The sequence below is a fragment of the Mycobacterium simiae genome (assembly GCF_008370645.1).
GTDB lineage: Bacteria > Actinomycetota > Actinomycetes > Mycobacteriales > Mycobacteriaceae > Mycobacterium > Mycobacterium simiae_A.
In genome coordinates, this window is record NZ_VTZN01000083.1 from 1 (window position 1) to 22,574 (window position 22,574).

A 22,574-nucleotide genomic window follows, 5' to 3' on the forward strand; every position below is an offset into this window, starting at 1 on the left:
ACCGTGCTCGTCGAGGTTGACGGCCGGCGGATCGAGGTCTCCCTGCCCGCCGATCTCGCGCTATCCGGCGGATGCGAACCCGCCGGGGTGATCCGGCGCAAGCCCAAGCCGCGCAAACGTGGCGCCCACGCCGGTGCGGCAGCCTCCGGTGACGCCGTGACGGCTCCGATGCAGGGCACCGTGGTCAAGGTCGCGGTCGAGGAAGGTCAAGAGGTCGTCGTCGGCGAGCTCGTGGTGGTCCTCGAGGCGATGAAGATGGAAAACCCGGTCACCGCGCACAAAGACGGCATCATCACTGGGTTGGCGGTTGAGGCAGGGGCAGCCATTACCCAGGGCACCGTGCTCGCCGAGATCAAGTAAGCCACAGCGAGCAGGCATTCTTTGAATCAGATCGGTAGTCGTTGTCGCCCCGGCACCGGCCCGGGTAGGGTTCACAACAGGTTGAGTTCACAGCCGCCCAATTACGTCCTGTTTGTGCGTCAGGGCGGTCAGGCAGGAATCTGCTGCTGCTGAGCCGCGCGCACGCTTGATGTGATCCACAGCAACGAATGCTCGTCGACTGATGGAGTCGCCCATGTCTGCGATGCCTGTGACCCAATCGTGGCAGCAGTGCCGCACCGCTGAATTCACCGCTCGTTACGGGCCGTCCAGCTGTGTGGTCACCGTACACGGCGAGCTCGACGCCGCCAATGCCGATCAGCTCACGGCCTACGTCCAGCACTGGGCTCGGTCTCGGGAACGGTTGATCCTGGACCTAAGCGGCCTGAAATTCATTGCCACCGCAGGGCTTTCCTCGCTCCACCGGATCAACGTCGTGTGCTCGACGGCGCAAGCACAATGGGCGATGGTGCCGAGCCGGGCCGTGTCGAGGTTGCTGCAAATCTGCGATCCCGACGGCGCCCTGCCGACAATCGAATCGGTGGACGACGCCGTAGACCAGAGCCCGATTACTCAAGCTGGTCCCGGAGCCGCGCTAGCGATTTAGCCAGCAGCCGGGACACGTGCATCTGCGAGATGCCGACCCGCTCGGCAATCTGGGTTTGCGTCATCGATTCAAAGAACCTGAGAATCAGGACCGTTCGTTCCCGCTCGGGCAGTGCTTCCAGCAGCGGCCGCAGCGACTCGCGATCTTCGATTCGGTCCAGACCGGCGTCCACGTCACCCAATGTGTCGGCGATGGCGCGGGCGTCGTCGTCTTCGCTACCGCCACCACTGTCAATGGACAAGGTGTTGTAGGAGCTACCCGCCACCAGGCCTTCGACTACCTCGCTACGGTCCATGCCGAGCTCGGCGGCAAGTTCGGTCGCTGTGGGCGCCCTGCCCAATCTTTGTGACAAGTCAGCAGTCGCCGCGCCCAGCCGCAAATGCAGTTCCTTGAGACGCCGCGGCACCTTGACCGACCAGCTGTTATCCCGGAAGTGGCGTCGGACCTCCCCCATAATGGTGGGCACGGCGAACGAAACGAAATCCGAGCCGGTCTCGACGTCAAACCGGACTACGGCGTTGACCAGACCAACCCTAGCGACCTGGACCAGATCATCGCGGGGCTCGCCGCGGCCCTCGAACCGGCGCGCGATGTGATCGGCCAGCGGCAAACAGCGCTCGACGATCTTATCCCGGTGACGCTGAAACTCCGATGAATCGACCTCGAAACCCGCCAACTGACGAAACATTTGCGGGACATCAGCGTATTCGTTGGACCGGGACGGAGATCCGCCGGCAGTACGCGCAGTCACCTGTTGGTGGCCGCCCGTCGGGCTATCAACATGATGCCGAACACACTGCCAGCCCCATCAGGTTCGCGACCGTCGTGGAAGGTTTGGACGTCATCGGCCAGTGACGTCAGGACATGCCAGCTAAAGCTGCCCGGCGCCACGACGTCGTGGGTATCACACATCGCCGAAGCCTCCACGACGAGTTCGTCGTCGCGCGGATCCACCACCAGCGTCAGGGTGGCGTTCGGCGTGGCCGAGCGGATCAATCGGGTGCACACTTCGTCCACCGCCAGGCGCAAATCTGCGACGGCGTCGAAATCCAGGTCCTCGAAGGTGCCGATGGCGCCGACCAGGGTGCGCAGGATCGCCAGGTTCTCCAAACGCGCAGCAACATTGAGTTCGATGGCGCGACTGCCACGTTGGCGCTCGTTAGTGCGCAAATTGGCATCGCTCATGTGGCCTCCCGGCAATCTTCGACCGACACTACTCTGATTAGGGGTCCCGTCGTGGATCCCGTTTCGGGTCCCGTTCTGGCCCCCTCCGGACGACCCACCTTGGGCCCTAGGCTCTAGCCGGTTGGTCATGATCGCCACCGGGTATTCAACCAGCCATGGATGACGCAGACGTGACCGACACAGTCCCAACGCGCCGGCTCAAGCGCATCACGGTAATCGCGTTGATAACGCTGTTGGCGTTCCTCGTGGTCGCAGTCGGAATCTACCTTGGCGCATTCGTGATCCTGTCGCCCATGATGGGCTAGCAACGCTGACGGAACACTGCCGGTACTCATCATGGTGCACACGTAATACCCCGTCGCCGCCGCCGGTAAAACAAGATCGGTTGTTCAGTTTTTCATCACGATCACGGGCGCACCGCCAAAGGCGTTGGCGGCACTGGCTATGACGCAAGCCGGCGAAATCCAGTGACGGGGTCAGAGCAAACTGGCGATCAGTACCGGACCGGCGATCGCCGGGAAGCCCAGGGACAGCGTCACCACCATCAGCGTCAACAAGAACCAGCCGGCGCCGTGCCACCCCCACCAGGTGCCCCGGTCGCGCCACACCCGATAGGTACGCACAAAAGCCCAGATTCCACCGGCGAACAAGATTAGTGGCGCCCCCAGCGCCAGCACAGCCCGCTGCGGAGGGCCACAGGCCACCGTGTCCACACCCGCTCTGCCGCCGCACGTGCTAACCCATACAGCCGCCATAATGAGGAAGCCGACACCAGTGACCGCGGTCAGGACCGCGAAGCGGATAGCGGCACGCACTTCGGTGTCGTCCTGTCCCAGTCGGTCACCGGGTGACCGCTCGTGTACTTTTGGCATCTCCCAAGACCAATCGCGCGTTCGCGAGATACTAGCGAACCTGATACCCCACTGTATGCCGGGATAAACAGTGCGGCCTAGCCCCGGCCTAGTCCAGAGCCGCCAATGCGCTACGCACCCCGGCGATCGCGGTATCAATCTCGGCGCTCGTCACAGTCAACGCCGGACGGAATCGCACACCGTCGTCGCCCGCCGGTAGCACAATCACTGCCCGTTGCCACAGCCGGCTGAGCAACTCGTCGCGTTCAGCGCTGCTCGGCAGACTGAACGCGCACATCAAGCCCCGGCCGCGGGGATGCAGAACGATGCCCGGAAAGTCCTCGGCCAGCTCGTCGAGCCGGGCGCGTAGGTAGCGCCCTCGCTCGGCGGCCTGCTCACACAACCCCTCTGCCTCGATCACCTCCAAGATGCGACGGGCCCGGACCATGTCGACAAGGCTGCCTCCCCATGTCGAGTTGAGTCGCGACTTCACCGCGAACACATTGTCAACGATCTCATCGACCCGGCCGCCCGCCATCACTCCGCACACCTGCGTCTTCTTGCCGAACGCGACGACATCCGGTTGAACACCCAATTGCTGGTAGGCCCAAGGGGTTCCAGTGATCCCGCAACCGGTCTGCACCTCGTCGAAAATCAGCAGGGCATCATGCTCGTCGCACAGCCGGCGCATCGCCGTGAAAAACTCGGGCCGGAAGTGGCGGTCCCCGCCTTCCCCTTGGATGGGTTCGGCGACAAAGCAGGCGATGTCATGGGGGTGCGCCTCGAAGGCGGCGCGGGCCTGGCGCAGCGACTCGGCCTCCCGCTCCTCCATGTTGACGCCCGGCTGGATGTAGGGGGCGCAAATGCGCGGCCAACTGAATGTCGGGAAACGCGCCACGTTGACCGGTTTGGTATTGGTGAGCGACAGGGTATAGCCGCTGCGGCCGTGAAACGCCCCGCTCAAGTGCAGCACCCGGGTGCCACGTGCCGGATCGATGCCGCGCGCCTGGTTGTGCCGACTCTTCCAGTCGAAAGCGACCTTGAGCGCGTTTTCGACGGCCAACGCGCCGCCTTCGACGAAGAACAGATGCGGCAACGCCGGGTCACCCAGCACCCGCACGAAGGTCTCGACGAAGCGCGCCATGGCTTCCGAAGGCACATCGGAGTTACTGGGTTTGTTCAACGCGGCCTCGATGAGTTCAGCGCGGAACTGCTCGTCGGCGGCCAGCGCCGGGTGGTTCATGCCCAGCGCCGAGGACGCGACGAAGGTGAACATGTCCAGGTAGCGCCGGCCGGTCCGGGCGTCGACCAGATACGAGCCGGCCGATCGGGACAGATCGAGCACCAGGTCGTAGCCGTCGACCAGCATGCTGCGGCCCAGCACCTCGCGAACCTGATCTGGGTCGATGCGCCGGCCGGTAGGCGCGAAGGAAGTCACGACGACGGTCATGCCACTATGCTAACGGCAGAATTACGGCTTCCGTAGGCTGTAGCCGAAATGATTATGGTATGAACTGCCGATTGCTGTAAAAGGTGTTAAGAATGATGGTGCTTCGAGTGCGGACGTTGGCGGCTGTCCGGATCCGTTGCAGTAGATCCTCCAAGGCCCGGGCGGACTCGACACGCACCAGCAGGACGTAGCTCTCTTCGCCTGCTACCGAGTGACACGATTCGATCTCGTCGATATGTGCGAGGCGCGCGGGAGCATCATCGGGTTGGGAAGGATCCAAAGGAGTGATGGCAACGAACGCCGACAGTAGCTGTCCCACCGCATCCGGGTCGACAAGCGCCGAATACCCGACCACCACCCCGCGCGACTCCAGCCGACGTACCCGCGACTGGACCGCCGAAATCGACAGGCCAGCGCTGGTGGCCAACTCCGACAGCGTCGCACGCCCGTCGGCGACCAGTTGGCGCAGCAGGATCCGGTCGATGTCGTCGAGCACCTCACCCATGGCCGGAGACTATCGCAGCGACGGCGGGCGATGAGTGCTGCGAAGACACTGTCCACCTGGCAGCTGCGGGCCCGCTTCGCCGCCGGGCTGTCGGCGATGTATGCCACCGAAGTGCCCGCGTACAGCGCGCTCGTGCAGGTGAGCGCGCAGGTCAACGCCGACTACCTGGCACGCCACCCGGGAGCGCAGCGGCTGGGCTCGCTGCAGCGGGTCACCGCCGAGCGCCACGGCGCCATCCGGGTGGGCAGCCCGGCCGAACTGGCCGCGGTCGCTGACTTGTTTGCCGCGTTCGGCATGGCACCGGTCGGCTACTACGACCTACGCTCGGCGCAGTCGCCAATTCCCGTGGTGTCCACCGCGTTTCGTCCTGTTGAAGCAAAGGAGCTGGCGCTCAATCCATTTCGAATGTTCACCTCGATGCTGGCCACCGACGACAGCCGGTTCTTCAATAAGGGGCTACGCAGGCGCGTGCAGGCCTTCCTCGCCCGGCGGCAACTATTCGACCCCGCGTTGCTGGCCCGGGCGCGGGTGATCGCCGCCGAGGGCGACTGCGACGCAGCCGATGCGCACAGCTTCGTCGCCGCGGCCGTTGCCGCGTTCGCACTCGCGCGCGAACCGATCGACAAGTCCTGGTACGAAGAGCTGGCCGGGGTGTCGGCGGTGGCGGCCGACATCGCCGGGGTCGGCTCGACCCATCTCAACCACCTCACGCCACGGGTTCTCGACATCGACGAGCTGTACGGCCGGATGACCCAGCGCGGCATCACCATGATCGAGACCATCCAGGGTCCGCCGCGCACCGAGGGGCCGGCTGTGTTGTTGCGGCAGACCTCTTTTCGCGCGTTGGCTGAACCACGCCGGTTCCGCGATGCCGACGGCACCGCCACCGAGGGCAGCCTGCGGGTGCGGTTCGGAGAAGTCGAGGCGCGCGGCGTCGCGCTTACCCCGCGCGGGCGCCAACGCTATGACGCCGCGATGGCCCAGCGTGACCCAGCCGCTGTTTGGGGCAACTACTTCCCGTCGACGGATGCGGAGATGGCCGCCCACGGCCTGGCGTACTACCGCGGCGGGGACCCGTCGGCGCCCATCGTCTACGAGGACTTTCTGCCAATCTCAGCGGCCGGCATCTTCCGCTCCAACCTGGACCGCGATGCTCGGGCCGTCGATGCCGTCGACAGTTGCGGTTATGACATGCCATGGTTGGCCGGCGCCATCGGACGCGACGTTTATGACCCGTATGCACTCTATGAAGCACTGGCCAAGGAGGCTGTTACATGAGTAGCCAGCTAGCCGACCGGGTGTCGGCGGCCTTCGAGGCGATCGGTGTGCATGCGCGCCTGGGAAACCCAGGCGAGCCCGGCATGCCAGCCAGCACGCCGATCACCGGCGAGGTGTTGTTTACCCTCCCCCATACCACGCACGATCAGGCCGATCAGACGATCGCCGAAGCGGCACAAGCGTTTTCGGTGTGGCGGAACACGCCGGCCCCGGTACGCGGCGCGCTGGTGTCCCGGCTGGGGGAATTGCTCAACACTCACCGGCACGATCTCGCCACGCTGGTGACGATAGAAGTAGGCAAGATCACCTCCGAGGCGCTGGGCGAAGTGCAGGAAATGGTCGACATCTGCCAGTTCGCGGTCGGGCTGTCGCGACAGCTCTACGGCCGCACCATCGCCTCCGAACGCCCCGGGCATCGGCTCATGGAGACCTGGCATCCGCTCGGCGTGGTGGGCGTGATCACCGCGTTCAACTTCCCGGTGGCAGTGTGGGCGTGGAACAGCGCGGTGGCGCTGGTGTGTGGCGACCCGGTGGTGTGGAAGCCCTCGAAGCTGACGCCGTTGACCGCGCTGGCCTGTCAGGCGCTGCTGTGCCAGGCCGCCGCTGACGTCGGGGCGCCGCCCGCGCTGAGCGGCCTGCTGTTGGGCGATGCCGACTTGGGCGAGCGACTCGTCGACGACCCGCGCGTCGCGTTGGTGTCGGCGACCGGTTCGGTACGGATGGGCCAGCAGGTCGGTCCCCGCGTCGCTGCGCGCTTTGGGCGGGTGCTGCTGGAGCTGGGCGGCAACAACGCGGCCATCGTGACGCCGTCGGCCGATCTGCAGCTGGCGGTGCGGGGCATTGTGTTCGCCGCCGCCGGCACCACCGGACAGCGCTGCACCAGCCTGCGGCGGCTGATCGTGCACCGCTCGATCGCCGACGAGGTGGTATCGCGTGTCGTCGCGGCGTACCACAAACTGCCCATCGGTGACCCGTCGGACGCCGGCACGCTGATCGGCCCGCTCATCCACGAGACGGCCTACCGCGACATGGTGGGAGCGCTGGAGCAAGCTCGTGCCGACGGCGGCGACGTCATCGGCGGTGAACGCCACCAGGCCGGCCCTCCCAGCGCCTACTACGTCGAGCCGGCCGTGGTGCGGATGCCAGCTCAGACCGCCATCGTGGCGGCCGAGACGTTTGCGCCCATCCTCTACGTGCTGACCTATGACGACCTGGACGAGGCGATATTTCTCAATAATGCGGTGCCGCAGGGGCTTTCATCAGCAATCTTCACCAAAGACCTGCGTGCGGCCGAACGCTTCCTCGAGGGGTCGGATTGCGGTATCGCCAACGTCAACATCGGTACCTCAGGCGCGGAAATTGGGGGCGCGTTCGGCGGCGAGAAACAAACCGGAGGCGGCCGGGAGTCCGGTTCGGATGCCTGGCAGGCCTATATGCGCCGGGCCACCAACACGATCAACTACTCCAGCGAACTGCCGCTCGCGCAGGGTGTGCAGTTCGGCTGAACAGTCGCTGGGGCCAAGCGTCCGTTGGCCGTGAGTAGGATCTGTTCCATGGCGACAGCCAGACGGCGGCTATCCCCGGAGGATCGACGCGCTGAACTGCTCGCCCTGGGGGCAGAAGTCTTCGGGAAGCGACCTTACGACGAGGTCCGCATCGACGAGATCGCGGAACTGGCCGGGGTGTCGCGCGCGCTGATGTACCACTACTTCCCGGACAAACGGGCATTCTTTGCCGCGGTCGTCAAAGACGAAGCGGATCGGTTGTATGCGGCCACCAACAAGCCGCCCGCCCAGGGCATGACGATGTTCGAAGAGATTCGTACCGGGGTGCTGGCCTACATGGCCTACCACCAACAGAATCCAGAGACCGCGTGGGCGGCGTACGTCGGCCTCGGCCGCGCCGACCCGGTTCTGCTGGGCATTGACGACCAAGCCAAGAACCGCCAAATGGAACAGATCATGGACCGCATCGGCGAGGTCGTGAGCGCGACCCAGGGCAACACGCTGGAACCGGACGTCGAGCGTGACCTGCGAGTGATCATCCACGGCTGGCTGGCCTTCACCTTCGAACTATGCCGCCAGCGGATCATCGACCCCACGACCGACGCCGAGCGCCTTGCCGACGCCTGCGCGCACACGCTGCTGGACGCTATTGCCCGAGTACCGGAGATCCCCGAGGAACTCGCCAGCGCGTTAGCGACCGCCCGGATTTTGCCGCAATCGTAGTTTGTCAGTACCCATTGGCACGATGATCAGGTGAGCTCTAACCCGCTAGGCCGATTCAGCGCGCTCACCCGCGACTGGTTTGCCAGCACCTTCGCCGCGCCCACCCCGGCCCAGGCTAGCGCCTGGGCGGCCATCGCCGACGGCGACAACACCCTGGTCATCGCCCCGACCGGCTCCGGAAAGACGCTGGCCGCCTTCTTATGGGCGTTGGACAGTCTGACGGCCGCGGCCGACCGGCCGGCGGGCACCAGCGTCCTCTACGTCTCCCCGCTCAAGGCGCTGGCCGTCGACGTCGAGCGCAACCTGCGTACCCCGCTGGCGGGGTTGACCCGGCTGGCCGAGCGCCGGGGCCTACCCGCGCCCACCATCAGCGTGGGGGTGCGCTCCGGTGACACCACGCCCGCACAACGCCGCCAGCTCATCACGCAGCCACCCGACGTGCTGATCACCACCCCGGAATCGCTGTTTCTCATGCTGACGTCGGCCGCCCGCGAAACCCTGACCACCATCTCGACCGTCATCGTCGATGAGATTCATGCCATCGCCGCCACCAAGCGCGGCGCGCACTTGGCGCTGTCGCTGGAACGCCTCGACGACCTCGCGGTGCGCAGACCCGCACAGCGCATTGGGCTTTCGGCGACCGTGCGTCCACCGGAGGAGCTGGCCCGGTTTTTGTCCGGCCAGTCCCCGACGACCATCGTCGCGCCGCCGTCGGCCAAGACGGTCGAGCTCGCGGTGCAAGTGCCGGTACCCGACATGGCCAACCTGGCGAACAACAGCATCTGGCCCGATGTCGAATCCCGGCTGGTCGACCTGATCGAGGCGCACAACTCGACCATCGTGTTCGCCAATTCCCGGCGGCTGGCCGAGCGACTTACCGCCCGGCTCAACGAGATTCACGCCCAGCGGGCTGGTGTCGAGCTTCCTTCGGAGGCCAACCCGCAGGTGGCCGGCGGCGCCCCGGCTTACATCATGGCTAGCGGGCAGACTTTCGGCGCACCAGCGCTGCTGGCGCGCGCCCATCACGGCTCGGTCAGCAAGGAGCAGCGCGCCCAAGTCGAGGAGGACCTCAAGCGCGGGCAGCTCCAGGCGGTGGTGGCTACCTCGAGTCTGGAGCTTGGCATCGACATGGGCGCGGTCGATCTGGTGATTCAGGTGGAGGCGCCGCCCTCGGTGGCCAGCGGCCTGCAACGCATCGGCCGAGCCGGTCATCAAGTCGGTGAGATCTCGCGCGGGGTGTTGTTTCCCAAGCACCGCACCGACCTGCTCGGCTGCGCGGTAACCGTGCAGCGCATGCTGACCGGCCAGATCGAGACCATGCGGGTGCCGGCCAACCCGCTGGACATCCTGGCCCAGCACACGGTGGCGGCGGCGGCGCTGGAGCCGCTGAACGCCGATCGGTGGTTCGATACCGTGCGCCGCAGCGCGCCATTCGCGACGCTGCCACGCAGCGCATTCGAGGCCACCCTGGACCTGCTGTCGGGCAAGTACCCGTCTACCGAGTTCGCCGAGCTGCGGCCGCGGCTGGTCTACGACCGCGATACCGGCATGCTGACCGGGCGTCCGGGCGCGCAGCGGCTGGCCGTCACCTCCGGCGGCGCCATCCCCGATCGTGGACTGTTCACTGTCTACCTAGCCACCGAAAAGCCTTCGCGGGTAGGTGAACTCGACGAGGAGATGGTCTATGAGTCCCGCCCAGGGGACGTGATTTCGCTGGGGGCGACCAGCTGGCGGATCACCGAGATCACCCATGATCGGGTGCTGGTGATCCCCGCGCCGGGGCAGCCCGCCCGGTTGCCGTTCTGGCGCGGTGACGACATCGGGCGCCCCGCCGAATTGGGCGCCGCCCTCGGCGCGCTGACTGGCGAGCTGGCCGGCCTGGACCGCGAAGCATTCGGGAAGCGTTGTGCTGATTTCGGTTTCGATGACTACGCGATCGACAACCTGTGGGGCCTGCTGGACGATCAGCGGACCGCCACCCGGGTGGTGCCCACCGACGCCACCCTGCTGGTCGAACGCTTCCGCGACGAGCTCGGCGATTGGCGGGTGGTCCTGCACTCGCCGTACGGGCTGCGGGTACACGGACCGCTGGCGCTTGCCGTGGGCCGGCGGCTGCGTGAACGCTACGGCATCGACGAGAAACCGACCGCCTCCGACGACGGCGTCGTGGTACGGCTACCCGACACCGCGGATAACCCGCCGGGCGCGGAATTGTTTGTTTTCGACGCCGACGAGGTCGACGCCATCGTGACGGCCGAGGTGGGCGACTCGGCGCTGTTCGCTTCCAGGTTCCGGGAATCGGCGGCGCGCGCATTGCTGCTGCCGCGCCGCCACCCGGGCCGCCGGTCGCCACTGTGGCAACAGCGCCAGCGCGCAGCGCAATTGCTGGCGGTGGCGCGCAAATACCCCGACTTCCCGATCGTGTTGGAGACGGTCCGCGAGTGCCTGCAAGACGTCTACGACGTCCCGACGCTGGTTCGGCTGATGACCGCGATTGCCCAGCGCCAGGTGCGGGTGCTGGAAGCGGAAACCGCCACACCGTCCCCGTTCGCGGCGTCACTGTTGTTCGGTTACGTCGGCGCGTTCATGTACGAGGGCGACGTCCCGCTGGCGGAGCGCCGCGCCGCGGCGCTGTCCCTGGACAGCACGCTGCTGGCCGAGCTGCTGGGCCGCGTCGAACTGCGTGAGCTGCTGGACCCCGAGGTGATCGCGGCGACCGGGCGCCAGCTGCAGCATCTGTCGGCCGACCGCGCGGCCCGCGACGCCGAAGGCGTGGCCGATCTGCTGCGGTTGCTGGGCCCGCTTACGCAGGACGAGATCGCAGCGCGGGCAGCTGCGCCCGATATTGGCGGCTGGCTACAGGGCTTGCGTGCTGCTCGACGCGCCTTGACGGTGTCGTTCGCCGGCCATAGCTGGTGGGTGGCCGTCGAGGACATGGGCCGGCTACGCGACGGCGTCGGCGTCGCGGTGCCGGTGGGGCTACCGGCCTCCTTCACCGAAGAGGTGGCCGACCCGCTGGGTGAGCTGCTGGGTCGCTACGCGCGTACCCGCACGCCGTTCACCACCGCCGGGGCCGCCGCTCGCTTCGGTCTGGGCCTGCGGGTAACCGCCGACGTATTGGGCCGGCTGGCCAGTGACGGCCGGCTGGTGCGCGGCGACTTTGTCGCTGCCGGGGCCGCGAGCGCCCCCGGATCCGAACAGTGGTGCGACGCAGAGGTATTGCGCATTCTGCGGCGCCGGTCGCTGGCGGCGCTGCGCGCTCAGGTCGAGCCGGTGAGCACCGCCGCCTATGGACGCTTCCTGCCCGAGTGGCAACAGGTCGGCAGCTCTGCCGCGGGTCACGGTGTTGACCGGCTCGCGTCGGTGATCGATCAACTGGCCGGGGTGCGGATTCCAGCGTCCGCGCTGGAGCCGCTGGTGCTGGCCGCGCGGGTGCGCGACTACTCCCCGACGATGCTCGATGAGCTGCTGGCCTCCGGCGAGGTCACCTGGTCGGGAGCCGGGTCGATCTCGGGTGGTGACGGCTGGGTCAGCCTGCACCTGGCCGAGTCCGCGCCGTTGACGCTGGCCCAGCCGGCCGAGATCGACTGCACCGACGCCCATCGGGTGATTCTGGACATGCTGGCCGGCGGTGGTGCGTACTTTTTCCGCCAGCTCAGCGCAAACGGCATGGACGAAGGCGCGCTGAAAGCAGCGCTATGGGAACTGGTTTGGGCCGGCTGGATCACCGGCGACACCTTCGGACCGGTACGGGCACTGCTCGGCGGTCGCTCGGGGGCCCGCAAGCGGTCCGCCCCAGCACACCGCGGCCACCGACCGCCGCGGCTGAGCCGCTACAGCGTCGCGCACGCTCAGTTGCGGGCCGCCGACCCTGCCGTGGCGGGTCGTTGGTCGGTACTGCCGTCTACCGAGCCGGACTCGACAGTGCGAGCGCACCACCAAGCCGAGCTGTTGTTGAGCCGCCACGGTGTATTAACCAAAGGCGCGGTCGCCGCTGAAGGCGTGCCCGGTGGGTTCGCCACGCTCTACAAGGTGTTGAGTGCGTTCGAGGATGCCGGCCGCTGCCAGCGCGGCTACTTCGTCGAGTCGCTTGGCGGTGCTCAGTTCGCCGTCGCGTCCACCGTGGACCGGCTGCGCAGCTACCTCGACGGGATCGACCCGGAGCGCCCGGAGTACCGGGCGGTCGTGCTGGCCGCCGCCGACCCGGCCAACCCGTATGGCGTGGCGCTACCCTGGCCGGCCCCGGATCGGGACAGCGCGCCGCGGCCCGGCCGCAAAGCCGGCGCACTGGTGGTGCTGGTGGATGGCGAGCTGGCCTGGTTTCTCGAGCGTGGCGGGCGAACGCTGCTGACCTTCACCGAGGACCCCGGGTCCACCCGGGCCGCGGCCGTCGCGTTGGCTGATCTGGTGGCTACCCGGCGGGTCGCGTCAATTCTGGTAGAGCGCGTCGACGGGGTACCGGTACTGCAACCCGGCGGGCCGGACCAGGTGACCGACGCCGTTGCGGCGCTATCAGAAGCGGGTTTTGCTCGCACGCCGCGCGGTCTGCGGTTGCGGTGAGCCATGCCCGAGGGTGACACCGTGTGGCGCACCGCTGCCACCTTGCGCCAGCACCTGGCTGGTCGCATCCTGACCCGCTGCGACATCAGGGTGCCCCGGTTTGCCACTGCCGACCTGAGCGGGCAGGTGGTCGACGAGGTGCTCAGTCGCGGCAAGCATCTGTTCATCAGAATCGGCGAGGTCAGCATTCACTCGCATCTGAAGATGGACGGCAGTTGGCGCGTGGCCAATCGACCGGTCCGGGTCGACCACCGGGCGCGAATCATTCTGGAGGCTAGCGATATTCGGGCTGTCGGTGTCGACCTGGGCGTGCTGGAGATTCTGGACCGCGACCATGACGTTGTCGTCGTCGCGCACCTGGGACCCGACCTGCTCGGCGAGGACTGGGATGCCGCGGTCGCGGCCGCCAACCTGACCGCTGACCCGGATCGGCCCCTCGCCGAGGTGCTGCTGGATCAGCGTGTGATGGCTGGGGTCGGCAATGTCTATTGCAACGAACTGTGTTTCGTCAGCGGACAGCTGCCGTCCGCACCGGTCAGCGCGATCGCCGACCCGCATCGCCTGGTCGCCCGTGCTCGGGACATGCTGTGGGTCAACCGGTTTCGCTGGAATCGCTGCACTACGGGCGATACCCGGGCGGGCCGGCAGCTGTGGGTGTACGGACGTGCCGGGCAGGGTTGCCGGCGCTGCGGAACCCCGATTGACTACCTCATTCCCCGCGGCGGTGCCGAGCGGGCCCGGTACTGGTGCCCGGCCTGTCAGCGCTGAGCGTCATCGCGGCCGTGGGTCACAAAGAACTGCACGATCGCCTGCGACCCGTCGAAGGCGCGGGTGGTGGACCCGATGATCGCCTTGGGCAGATATTGCTTGCCGCCGGGCCAGGTGTGTCCGCCATTGTCGATCTGGTACAGAACTACTTCGGTGCCCGCTGCGCATGACCGGGAGTCGAAGCGGCGCACCACGGTTCCATCGCCCACGTTTGGCAGTTCTTCGACCGACGGATCGCCCTGGCATCCGTTGGCCGCACGCCAGCGGTCGGACATGGTCGACACCGAGATGGCCTGGCTGACCCCACCGCGACCGCGCACGACGCCGCCCTTGAATGGCACCACCCGATCGGCAGTACCGTGGGCTTCCAATACCGAGACCGGACGCGACGGATTGCACGCCACACCCGCCCCCAACGTGCCGGCGATCGGTGCGACCGCAGCGAAGACATCCGCACGGTCGCACGCCAGCCGGTTGGACATGAATCCCCCATTGGACAAGCCTGTGGCAAAGACATGCCCGGCGGGAACGGCCAAGTCGTCGCGCAACTTGGTGACCAAAGCCACCAAAAAGCCGACGTCGTCGACACGGCGTCGGTCCGCCGGCGATGCTCCCCGCCCGTCGGCCCAGCTCTTGTCGTAGCCGTCGGGATAGACCACGAGCAAATTATTCGCATCGGCAACAGAGTCGAAGTTCGTCAACGCCTGCTGCCCGGCGCCAGTACCGCCGCCGCCGTGCAAGTTGAGCACCAGCCCGGCCGGTGGACCAGGTGGTACGTGCACGACATAGGTCCGGTTGAGACCGCCAAACCGCAATGTTCCAGCCTGATCGCGGGCATGGGCCGCCGCAGATACATGGTGCTCGCTGCAGCCGACCAGACAGGCCATCAGTACGAGCGGCAACATCCGTCGAGCCCACCGCATGACGGCCAAGGTACCGGTCCGACCTGTCGGCTGAGTGAAGACCGCCGGTATTTCAGACGGTTGCCGACGCACCACGCTCCAACTCGATGATTCGGTCAGCCAGTCCGCGGGGCTGCATCTCCGCCGCATAACCGAATGCCCGCGGTTCAGGCAGAACTTCATCCCGCCGAAGGCGGCCGGGGCATTATCGTCCCCTTGAGCTCCAAGCCGTATTCAAGATCCTCGTATTTCACCTGCTTCCGCTTGCGCCAACCACTGCCCGCCGAGATCGGCGGCGCCATCAGCGGCGGAAGCATGGGGAACCCAGATTCCCCGGACGGCAGCGGCGACACCGCCGACGCCAGCTGCACCGGCGTTGGCGCAGGCAATAGCCCCACCACGGCAGGCGGGGCGGTGAGCCTGCCCAGCGAAACTCCGACGCCAACCGCCGCGGTTGGCGCTTCTGCTGCGCCCAGGGCTCGGACCGCGCCGGACAAGCTAGCTGCCGACTCACCTAGGGCCGCTTCCCCTTCCGAGAGGCCCGCGGCGATGTCGGGGGCCACGGCCTGCAGTGCCTGAGCTGAAGTGTTCTGCGCCAAGTAGCTGAACAGGTTGATCGGAAAGCCGGACGATATGAATTGGTTGGCATAGGTGTTGGCCAGTCCAAACCAACCGCTGTTGGGATCAAAGGTGACGCCCAACGCCTGCAATACCGCATCCACCGGCGAGACGGCGGCAGCGGGCGCCGTAGTAGCGGCGGCGGCCGGCGCCACGTTGGCTTGTGCAGCCAGCCCCACCGGATTGACAATCGACGGCGGCGACGCGAACTTAGGCAGCGTGAGAGCTTGCGCCGAGGTGGCCTCATAGCGGTACATAGCCGCCGAATTGTTCACCCACATGGTGTCGTATTGGGCTTCGGTTTCGGCGATGGCGGCAAGGTTTCTGCCGAATCCATTGGTGGCCAGTAACGTTGCCAACTGGTTGCGGTTGGCGTTGACGTCGGAGGGGTGTACCACCGCGGAGAGCGTAGCGCCGAATGCCGCTGCGGCGAGCTGCGCGGAGGAGCTCAGCTGCTGGCACTGCTGCGCGGTGGTACGCATCCAACCCAGGTAGGGCGTGACCGCGTCGATCATCACCGACGAGGACGGACCGTGCCAGGCCTCAGCCGCACGCGCCACCGCCGGGACATAGGCGCGAACAGTTTCCTCCACATCAATGCCCAGCCGCTGCCACGCAGTGGAAGCCTCTAGAAGCGATTCCGCTCCAGGTCCCGAGTGGATCAGCGTCGAGGTGACCTCCGGGGGCAAAGCGATGAAGTTCATGGCATCTCACCCTTACTAGGCGGGAGAATTCTGTGGAACGTTGCGGTGACGGCAGCGAGAAACCCCTGAAACATTGAGCGTCGCGGCCTTACCGGCGGCGCGTGGATCACGAGGATCACGAGATGGCGTTGACCGCGGTCGACAACCGCGGCCTTAACTGGTCGGGTACGGGGATATAGCCGTTGTCCGCGAGGCCGGTTTGTCCGGCGCTGATCGTGCTGAGCAGAAACGCTCGCACTGCCGTGCCGGCCTGCGAATCGGGGTACTTCGAGCACACGACCTCGTAGGTCGCCAGCACGATCGGGTAGGAGCCGGGCTGGTTCGGCCGGTAGAACGAGATGGTGTCAAGAGCGAGGTCGTTGCCCTCGCCGACGAACCAGGCGGCGGCGATTGTCCTGCCCACCGAGTCTGTGCTGATGGTTACCGGGTCCGGACCCGCCGACGTGACGACGTTGGCCATGTTCAGATGTAGCGCCTGGGCGAACGACCATTCGACGTAGCTGATCGAGCCTTCGGTGCGACTGACGGCAGCCGCTGCGCCGTTGTTACCTTGGACGCCCTCGCCGACGCCGCCGTTGAACGTCTTTCCGGCGCCCCTACCCCACGCGCCGTCCGCGGCGGTATCCAGATATCTCTGGAAGTTGTCCGAGGTCCCCGACTCGTCGCTGCGGAACACGACCCGAATTGGTTCAGCGGGCAAGGTGACTCCCGGGTTGCGCGCCCGCAGCGCGGGATCGTTCCACATGGTGATGCCGCCGTTGAAGATCTTGGCCGCGCTGGGACCGTCGAGGTTTAACGAACTCACACCCGTGATGTGGTAGGCGATGGCGATGGGGCCGAACACCATCGGCAGGTTCCACACGGGTGAGCCGCACCGCTGTTCGGCCTTGGTGTGCTCGTCTTTGCTCAGCGGCGAGTCGGAGCCAGCGAAATCGGTTTCGTTGGTGAGGAATTCGGTGATCCCAGCGCCGGACCCGTTGGCCGTGTAATTCACCGACTGCCCAGCGCAGGCTCGTTCGAAAGCCTTGGCAAACCGGACCATTGCGTTCTGCTGTGCTGTGGAACCGCTGGCTTTCAACATTCGCTTGCCACCACACGTCACGTTCGCCGACGAGGTGCCTGGTGTAGCGCTGTCACGAGAGACGTTGTTGTCACTGCCACATGCCGACAACAGGACTGCACTCGTGGCCAGAATGCTCAATGCGCCGCCAAACAGATTGCTGCTCAATCCAATCCCTCGAAAGGTACCGATGGGCCAGGCCCCACCAAACGGCCGTCGTCCCCACAGTCTTGCGGATAGTAACAAGCCCCCACGTTCGGCGAGTATCTTCAGACATTGCTGATTACAGACAGATTCACGATTTCATCCGCAGTTTGCGACCTGTACACAATCCCGATAGGCCGCCGTCATGCGAGGTGGTGAGGCTTGCTCCCGTTTCGGCCGACAACTGAATATGAGAGGCCGCATCAGGACTTCGCTGGTCCCGTTACGACGTGCCATGATCGCACTGTCAGCGGCTTTGCGTGCCGCCAACACTTCTCAGCGGGGAGGATCGCAATGCGCCGAGCGGGCCGGCCCATACCGGTGCGATCATGGCCCGGCTTTGTGGTGGCGGTCGCGCTGCTTGGCTGCGCGGTAGTAATCACCCCCACCGCGCACGCCGACGGCATCGATGACCAATTCCTGAACGCGGTGAAGTCCAAGGGTATCAACTTCGCGTCACCGCAAGCCGCGATCATCGCCGGCCACCAGGTCTGCAACGAACTTGATCTTGGCAGGCAAAAGCCCGACGTCGTGACTGACGTGACGAATAGCAGCAACCTAGACGGTTATCGTGCCGGCTACTTCGTCGGCGTGAGCGTCGCCGCGTACTGCCCGCGGCATCACTCCTAGCCTGCTAACCCGCCGCGCCCTGTCCGACCGCCTGCACAGAGGCGTGCTCGTGCAACACCATCTCGGCATCGGGCGCCACCGGCTTGAGGTCGAAGACGACCCCTTTGCGCCTTGTCCTGGTAGTCGCGGTCGAGCACCAGCCCGTTGCCGCGGCCGATGTCCATCCCGGCGTACGAGGTAAACGACAGGCTCACCGTTTGGGGCAGCCGACCCGCACCGATCAATCGGTCGGCGACCCACAGCGTCACCGTGCCGGCCCGAACCCACCACGGGCTGCGCGGTTTCGAACAGCATCCGTACCGTGACGGGCAGCGGCTCGTTCGACACCTGCCGATAGGTCTCGACACCGAGGAAGGAATAGGTGTGACGCAGTCGCTGTTGCTCGTCGACCCACAGCGCGAACCCGCCCATGAAGTCGGCGTTAGCGACGATCACCCCTTGCGCCCCGCTGTCCGGGATGTGCAGCCGTCCCTCGATCGCGTAGGAGCGTCCGAAGATGCGTGGCACCATGCCGCGCTGAATGTTGTGCACGTCGCCCTGGAAGGCGAACCGGGTGGTGGTGGGCAGGGGTGGCAAATCGCCGAACATGACCGCGAGCCCACCCAGCAATGGCAGCACCCGGTTGCGTTCGGCTTCCTGCCACCACAGCTGCTGTAGTTCGGCCAGCTTGTCCGGGTGTTCGGCCGCCAGGTTGTTGGCTTGGGAGAAGTCGTCGGGCAGGTGGTACAGCTCCCAGATGTCCTGATCCGGGTCGTAATTCCCGGGCGCGAAGCGCTGCATCGTCTAGGGCGACAAGGCCCACGGTGCCCGGTCCAGCCGAGCACCCGCCCACCAGCCGCGGCTGCCGAAGTTCTCGAAGTACTGCACGGTGTGGCGCGCTTCGGCCGCCGCATCATCGAAGGTGTGCAGGAAGCTGGTTCCGTCCATCGGCTCCTGCTCGAAGCCGTCGACACTGGTCGGCTCCGGTAAACCGATGGCTTCCAACACCGTTGGCGCGATGTCGATGCAGTGGGTGAACTGGTCGCGAACCTGGCCGTCGGGTCGGATCCGGCTCGGCCCGGCGACCACCATCGGGTCGCGGGTGCCGCCCAGGTGGCTGGCCATCTGCTTACCCCATTGGAACGGCGTGTTGTTGGCGTGCTCCCAGCCACTGGCGAAATGCGGTGCGGTGAGCTCGTCGCCGAGAGCCTCGATCCCGCCGTATTGCTCGATGAGCTGAAGCTGCTTGTCGGCGTCGAGATCCAGGCCATTGAGGAAGGTCATCTCGTTGAACGAGCCGGTGTTGGTGCCCTCCATGCTGGCACCGTTGTCGCCCCAGATGTAGAAGACCAGCGTGTTGTCGGATTCGCCGAGATCCTCGATGGCATCCAGCAGCCCGCCGACGTTCCAGTCCGCGTTTTCGGAGAACCCCGCGAACACCTCCAGCTGCCGGGCGTAGAGCCTCTTTTGGGTGTCCGACAGGCTGTCCCAGGCTGGGAACAGGTCGGGCCGCTCGGTCAATTCGGTGTCCGGCGGAATGATCCCCAGCTGTTTCCGGCGCTCAAAGGTCTTCTGCCGGTACATATCCCAGCCTTCGTCGAACTGCCCGCGGTACTTGTCGGCCCACTCCTTGAACACGTGATGCGGGCCGTTGTTGGCGCCGGTCGAGTAACACAGCAGCCACGGCTTGGTGGCGTTCTGGGCCCGCACCGGGTGCAACCATTCGACGGCCTTGTCGGTGAGGTCGTCAGGGAAAAATAGGGTTTGCCGTGTTGTCCCTCCGGGATGCCAATGACGGAGTTGTCCTGGGTGATGATCGGATCGTATTGGCCTGCGGCGCCGCTCGGGAAGCCCCAGAAGTGGTCGAATCCCCAACCCAGCGGCCAGTTGTCGAACGGCCCCGCCGCTCCCTGCACGTTATCCGGGGTCAGATGCCACTTACCGAAAGCTCCGGTCACGTAGCCGTTTTCGCGCAGGATGCGGGGTAGGGCAGCGCAACTGCGCGGCTTCACGGTCGAATAACCTGGGAACGGACCGGGAAACTCGCAGACCGATCCGAAGCCCACCCGGTGGTGATTGCGCCCGGTCAACAGCGCCGCGCGGGTGGGCGAGCACACCGCGGTGACATGGAAACGGTTGTAGATCAACCCGTTCTGCGCGATCCGGGATAACGTGGGGGTGTGGATGCCACCGCCGAAGGTGTCCGGTCCACCGAAGCCGGCGTCGTCAATCAATACGATGAGCACATTGGGTGCGTTATCCGGCGCGCTTGCGCCGGGCACGATCGTCCAGTCCCCGACCGACTCCCTCATGGTGCGACCGATGGTGCCGCCGAAGCTGCGCTGCGGTATCGGCAGCTTGGTGCGATCAGGGTTGAACTTGCCCATGGCTTCCTGCAGCGCGGCGCCCAGGCTGCGCAATGTCGAATGGCGCAGCTCGGCAACCGATTTCATCGGCGAGCCAGCCAGGGTCTGCTCCACCGGCAGCCGGCCCGGCGCCGGTGTCACGACGATGATCACCGCACTGCCCGCCGCCAACGCTTGCCCGATCTTGTCGGCCAGCCCGCTCTTGATCCGATGCTCGGCGAAGGTGCCCGCTAGCCCCCCGGCCGCCGCGCCCAGCGCCCCTCCAACTAATCCAGCGGCCAACAGCGTCGGCGAGAACAGGCCCACCGCCAGGCCCGCGCCGGCGCCCCACGCGGCGCCGCGGCGGCCGAGACGGTTGCCGGTGTCGAGCAAGACGGCATTGCCGCCGGAATCCTTCCCGACCAGCACCGCACCCTGCAACGGGAGGGTCTTGGCGTTGGCTCTGCCGGTGAGGTTCTCGAAATCGTCTCGAGCCGCGTTGAGGTCTTGATACCCGGCAACGATGACCAGCGCGTTTTCTTCACTCAAAGCGAGACTCCCTGCTTCGGTGGAAGGGCTCGTTGCAGCACCACTTGTTTGGCGCGCAACCTCCACGCCGGATCGCTGCCTCCAAGCTGGACCCTCAGATAGGGTAACCAGGCATGACGTTGCGTAGGAAATTCTACGACGAGTACCGCATCGACGCCGCGGACAACGGGTAGCGGCAGGTGGTGATCCTCGCTTCGGGGTTGGATGCGCGCGCCTACCGGCTGCCGTGGCCGACCGGGATGGTGGCATACGAACTCGATCAGCCGCAGGTGATCGACCTGCGGGCAAACTGGCCGGCGGCGTTGCACGAGGCGGGACTGAACCCAAAGGCACCGACAGCGTGGTTGGCCGAAGGTCTGCTGATCTAATTGCCACCGGACGCGCAGGGTACGGGAAACGTCAGATCCCTTTCAGGATCAGGGCGTGGATTTCGACGTGGCTTCGCTGGTCTATGCCGGCGCGCGCAACCATGCTGTCGACTATCTGCGCGTCAACGGCTGAGACGGTGAAGTCATCTTCATCAGCGGCAGCCGCGCGAGATCTTAGGCTTCTAGTGCCGCCCTGAGCTGGTGGCCGAACAATCTCAGTGATTCGGGGGTCAGCATCTCGTCATGTGCGCAGTCGATTCTGTATTCGGTGATGTCGCCGTCAACGTATGGCCGCCAACTTTGCAGCAGCGGTGAGCCGCTGCCGCCCCGAGTCGCCGAGAAGATGACCATGTCGCCGTCAAATATGTCCGGAACATGCTGGGACAGTAGCGAAGTATTGCGGTTCGCGTTCTCGACCAAAGTCGCCAGCAGCTGTCTGGATGGGAACGGTAACTCCGTCGCTTCGTGCTGACTAACCAGTGCCTCGGCCTGGCGGTAGGTAAGAGGTTCGGATTGGTCCCGAGTATCGATACCAAGGGCTTTCAAGACGGCCTCGAGCGCGTCGCTTTCAGACACCGAATCTGTGGCGTTTGCAGCGTTCTCGGCCCGCATAGCGTCGCCGAAAAGTACGGCATCGAGAAGGATGAGGCGCCCAACGGCATATCCTTGCCCACGAAGCTCAACAGCGAGCTGGTGTGCGACGGCGCCCCCAAAAGACCAGCCGAGGAGATTGAATTGGCTGCCGCCGTGCAGCGCCTGGATCGTGTCCATATAGTTTGTGGCCAACTCGCGGATTGATCCAGGCCCAGATTCACCACTGCGCGAGACCTGTTGAATGCCAATGATCGGGCAGTCCACATACGAACCTAGCCCTCGGTACGGCCAGCTAAGTCCACTCGCAGGCGGGAGACAGAACAGCGGAGCGCCTGTGCCGTCTTTGAGAATCTCGACAGGGACAACCTCGGTCGAGCTGTCGGGCGCGCCCAGCCGCCGGCTCAGGCTTTGCACCGAGGGCGCGTCGAATAGCGTGCGCACCGCGAGGTCGGTGTCCAAGGCCGCGTTGACCGCCGCGATCGCCCGCATCGCGAGCAGCGAATCCCCGCCCAATTCGAAAAACGACGCGTCAACCCCGACCCGGTCCAACCCCAACACCTGCGCATAAATCCCGGCCAACACCTCCTCCACCGGGGAGGACGGAGCCTGATACCGATCAGCCTGGCCATACTCGGGAGCCGGCAGGGCCGCGGTGTCGAGTTTGCCGTTGACGGTCAACGGCAACCGCGCCAACCTCACCACGGCCGCGGGCACCAGATAGCCGGGCAACGCCGACGCCAACCGCGCCCGCAACCCGCTCACCTCGACATCACCGGTGACATAGCCCACCAACCGCTTATCTCCGGGCCGA

At 65.9% G+C, this 22,574-nt stretch carries 18 protein-coding genes and 2 pseudogenes; 10 read left to right on the forward strand and 10 right to left on the reverse strand.

Annotated features, from left to right (window positions below; all coding sequences use genetic code 11):
• Both F0Q45_RS14250 and F0Q45_RS14255 read left to right on the forward strand, forming a co-directional pair.
• Nucleotides 1–360 (forward strand): biotin/lipoyl-containing protein (locus tag F0Q45_RS14250; protein WP_306439440.1); only part of this gene is annotated, 360 nt, incomplete at its 5' end.
• Between the two features lie 223 nt (nt 361–583).
• Nucleotides 584–985 carry an STAS domain-containing protein gene (locus F0Q45_RS14255; protein WP_373424985.1) on the forward strand — a complete coding sequence of 134 codons (402 nt, stop codon included), beginning with the start codon at nt 584–586 and terminating at the stop codon, nt 983–985.
• Here F0Q45_RS14255 and F0Q45_RS14260 read toward each other — a convergent pair.
• Both F0Q45_RS14260 and F0Q45_RS14265 read right to left on the reverse strand, forming a co-directional pair.
• On the reverse strand, nt 948–1,736 hold the full coding sequence (locus F0Q45_RS14260; RefSeq protein ID WP_149654564.1) for an RNA polymerase sigma factor SigF: 789 nt from the start codon (nt 1,734–1,736) through the stop codon (nt 948–950). The two genes, F0Q45_RS14255 and F0Q45_RS14260, sit on opposite strands and share 38 nt — an antisense overlap.
• Nucleotides 1,733–2,170 (reverse strand): anti-sigma factor, encoded by a 438-nt coding sequence (locus F0Q45_RS14265; RefSeq protein ID WP_149654565.1) that lies wholly within the window; start codon nt 2,168–2,170, stop codon nt 1,733–1,735. Before F0Q45_RS14265 ends, F0Q45_RS14260 begins: the two co-directional genes overlap by 4 nt.
• A gap of 155 nt (nt 2,171–2,325) precedes the next feature.
• On the opposite strand from F0Q45_RS14265, the gene F0Q45_RS27750 reads away from it, so the two are divergent.
• Nucleotides 2,326–2,475 (forward strand): hypothetical protein, encoded by a 150-nt coding sequence (locus tag F0Q45_RS27750; protein WP_188112942.1) that lies wholly within the window; start codon nt 2,326–2,328, stop codon nt 2,473–2,475.
• Nucleotides 2,476–2,646: 171 nt separating this feature from the next.
• On the opposite strand, the gene F0Q45_RS14270 is transcribed toward F0Q45_RS27750, so the two are convergent.
• The 3 genes from F0Q45_RS14270 to F0Q45_RS14280 all read right to left on the reverse strand — a co-directional run bounded on the left by F0Q45_RS14270 (nt 2,647) and on the right by F0Q45_RS14280 (nt 4,976).
• Nucleotides 2,647–3,042, reverse strand: coding sequence for a hypothetical protein (locus tag F0Q45_RS14270; protein WP_149654566.1), 396 nt, complete (start codon nt 3,040–3,042; stop codon nt 2,647–2,649).
• Between the two features lie 88 nt (nt 3,043–3,130).
• Nucleotides 3,131–4,471, reverse strand: a complete 1,341-nt coding sequence (gene lat, locus F0Q45_RS14275) for an L-lysine 6-transaminase (protein WP_149654567.1) — start codon at nt 4,469–4,471, stop codon at nt 3,131–3,133.
• A gap of 52 nt (nt 4,472–4,523) precedes the next feature.
• On the reverse strand, nt 4,524–4,976 hold the full coding sequence (locus F0Q45_RS14280; protein ID WP_149654568.1) for an Lrp/AsnC family transcriptional regulator: 453 nt from the start codon (nt 4,974–4,976) through the stop codon (nt 4,524–4,526).
• A gap of 30 nt (nt 4,977–5,006) precedes the next feature.
• Here F0Q45_RS14280 and hglS point away from each other — a divergent pair, with 30 nt between their 5' ends.
• The 5 genes from hglS to nei2 are packed head-to-tail and all read left to right on the forward strand — an operon-like array spanning nt 5,007 to nt 13,810.
• The gene (gene hglS, locus F0Q45_RS14285) at nt 5,007–6,254 is read left to right on the forward strand and encodes a 2-oxoadipate dioxygenase/decarboxylase (RefSeq protein WP_149654569.1); all 1,248 of its coding nucleotides are present in this window, start codon (nt 5,007–5,009) and stop codon (nt 6,252–6,254) included.
• Complete coding sequence (gene amaB / locus F0Q45_RS14290) at nt 6,251–7,759, forward strand: L-piperidine-6-carboxylate dehydrogenase (protein ID WP_373424984.1); 1,509 nt, start codon at nt 6,251–6,253, stop codon at nt 7,757–7,759. Before hglS ends, amaB begins: the two co-directional genes overlap by 4 nt.
• A gap of 48 nt (nt 7,760–7,807) precedes the next feature.
• On the forward strand, nt 7,808–8,482 hold the full coding sequence (locus tag F0Q45_RS14295) for a TetR/AcrR family transcriptional regulator (RefSeq protein ID WP_149654570.1): 675 nt from the start codon (nt 7,808–7,810) through the stop codon (nt 8,480–8,482).
• A gap of 30 nt (nt 8,483–8,512) precedes the next feature.
• Complete coding sequence (locus F0Q45_RS14300; RefSeq protein WP_149654571.1) at nt 8,513–13,042, forward strand: ATP-dependent helicase; 4,530 nt, start codon at nt 8,513–8,515, stop codon at nt 13,040–13,042.
• Nucleotides 13,043–13,045: 3 nt separating this feature from the next.
• The gene (gene nei2 / locus F0Q45_RS14305; RefSeq protein WP_149654572.1) at nt 13,046–13,810 is read left to right on the forward strand and encodes an endonuclease VIII Nei2; all 765 of its coding nucleotides are present in this window, start codon (nt 13,046–13,048) and stop codon (nt 13,808–13,810) included.
• Here the strand turns inward: nei2 and F0Q45_RS14310 are convergent.
• From F0Q45_RS14310 to pstS, 3 genes are all read right to left on the reverse strand, one after another.
• Nucleotides 13,801–14,733 (reverse strand): extracellular catalytic domain type 1 short-chain-length polyhydroxyalkanoate depolymerase, encoded by a 933-nt coding sequence (locus tag F0Q45_RS14310; protein WP_149654573.1) that lies wholly within the window; start codon nt 14,731–14,733, stop codon nt 13,801–13,803. The genes nei2 and F0Q45_RS14310 overlap by 10 nt on opposite strands.
• A 158-nt stretch (nt 14,734–14,891) precedes the next feature.
• Nucleotides 14,892–16,034, reverse strand: a complete 1,143-nt coding sequence (locus F0Q45_RS14315; RefSeq protein ID WP_149654574.1) for a PPE family protein — start codon at nt 16,032–16,034, stop codon at nt 14,892–14,894.
• A 115-nt stretch (nt 16,035–16,149) separates the two neighbouring features.
• Nucleotides 16,150–17,262 carry a phosphate ABC transporter substrate-binding protein PstS gene (pstS, locus tag F0Q45_RS14320; protein ID WP_149654575.1) on the reverse strand — a complete coding sequence of 371 codons (1,113 nt, stop codon included), beginning with the start codon at nt 17,260–17,262 and terminating at the stop codon, nt 16,150–16,152.
• A gap of 330 nt (nt 17,263–17,592) precedes the next feature.
• Between pstS and F0Q45_RS14325 the strand changes: the two genes are divergently transcribed.
• Nucleotides 17,593–17,928, forward strand: coding sequence for a DUF732 domain-containing protein (locus F0Q45_RS14325; protein WP_149654576.1), 336 nt, complete (start codon nt 17,593–17,595; stop codon nt 17,926–17,928).
• Between the two features lie 4 nt (nt 17,929–17,932).
• On the opposite strand, the pseudogene F0Q45_RS14330 reads toward F0Q45_RS14325, so the two are convergent.
• A pseudogene (locus tag F0Q45_RS14330) lies at nt 17,933–20,801 on the reverse strand (arylsulfatase).
• A 110-nt stretch (nt 20,802–20,911) separates the two neighbouring features.
• Here F0Q45_RS14330 and F0Q45_RS14335 point away from each other — a divergent pair.
• Nucleotides 20,912–21,299: pseudogene (locus F0Q45_RS14335) on the forward strand (class I SAM-dependent methyltransferase); the annotation flags it as partial.
• Between the two features lie 44 nt (nt 21,300–21,343).
• On the opposite strand, the gene F0Q45_RS14340 reads toward F0Q45_RS14335, so the two are convergent.
• A partial coding sequence (locus F0Q45_RS14340) for a thioesterase domain-containing protein (RefSeq protein WP_306439441.1) occupies nt 21,344–22,574 on the reverse strand: 1,231 nt, incomplete at its 5' end.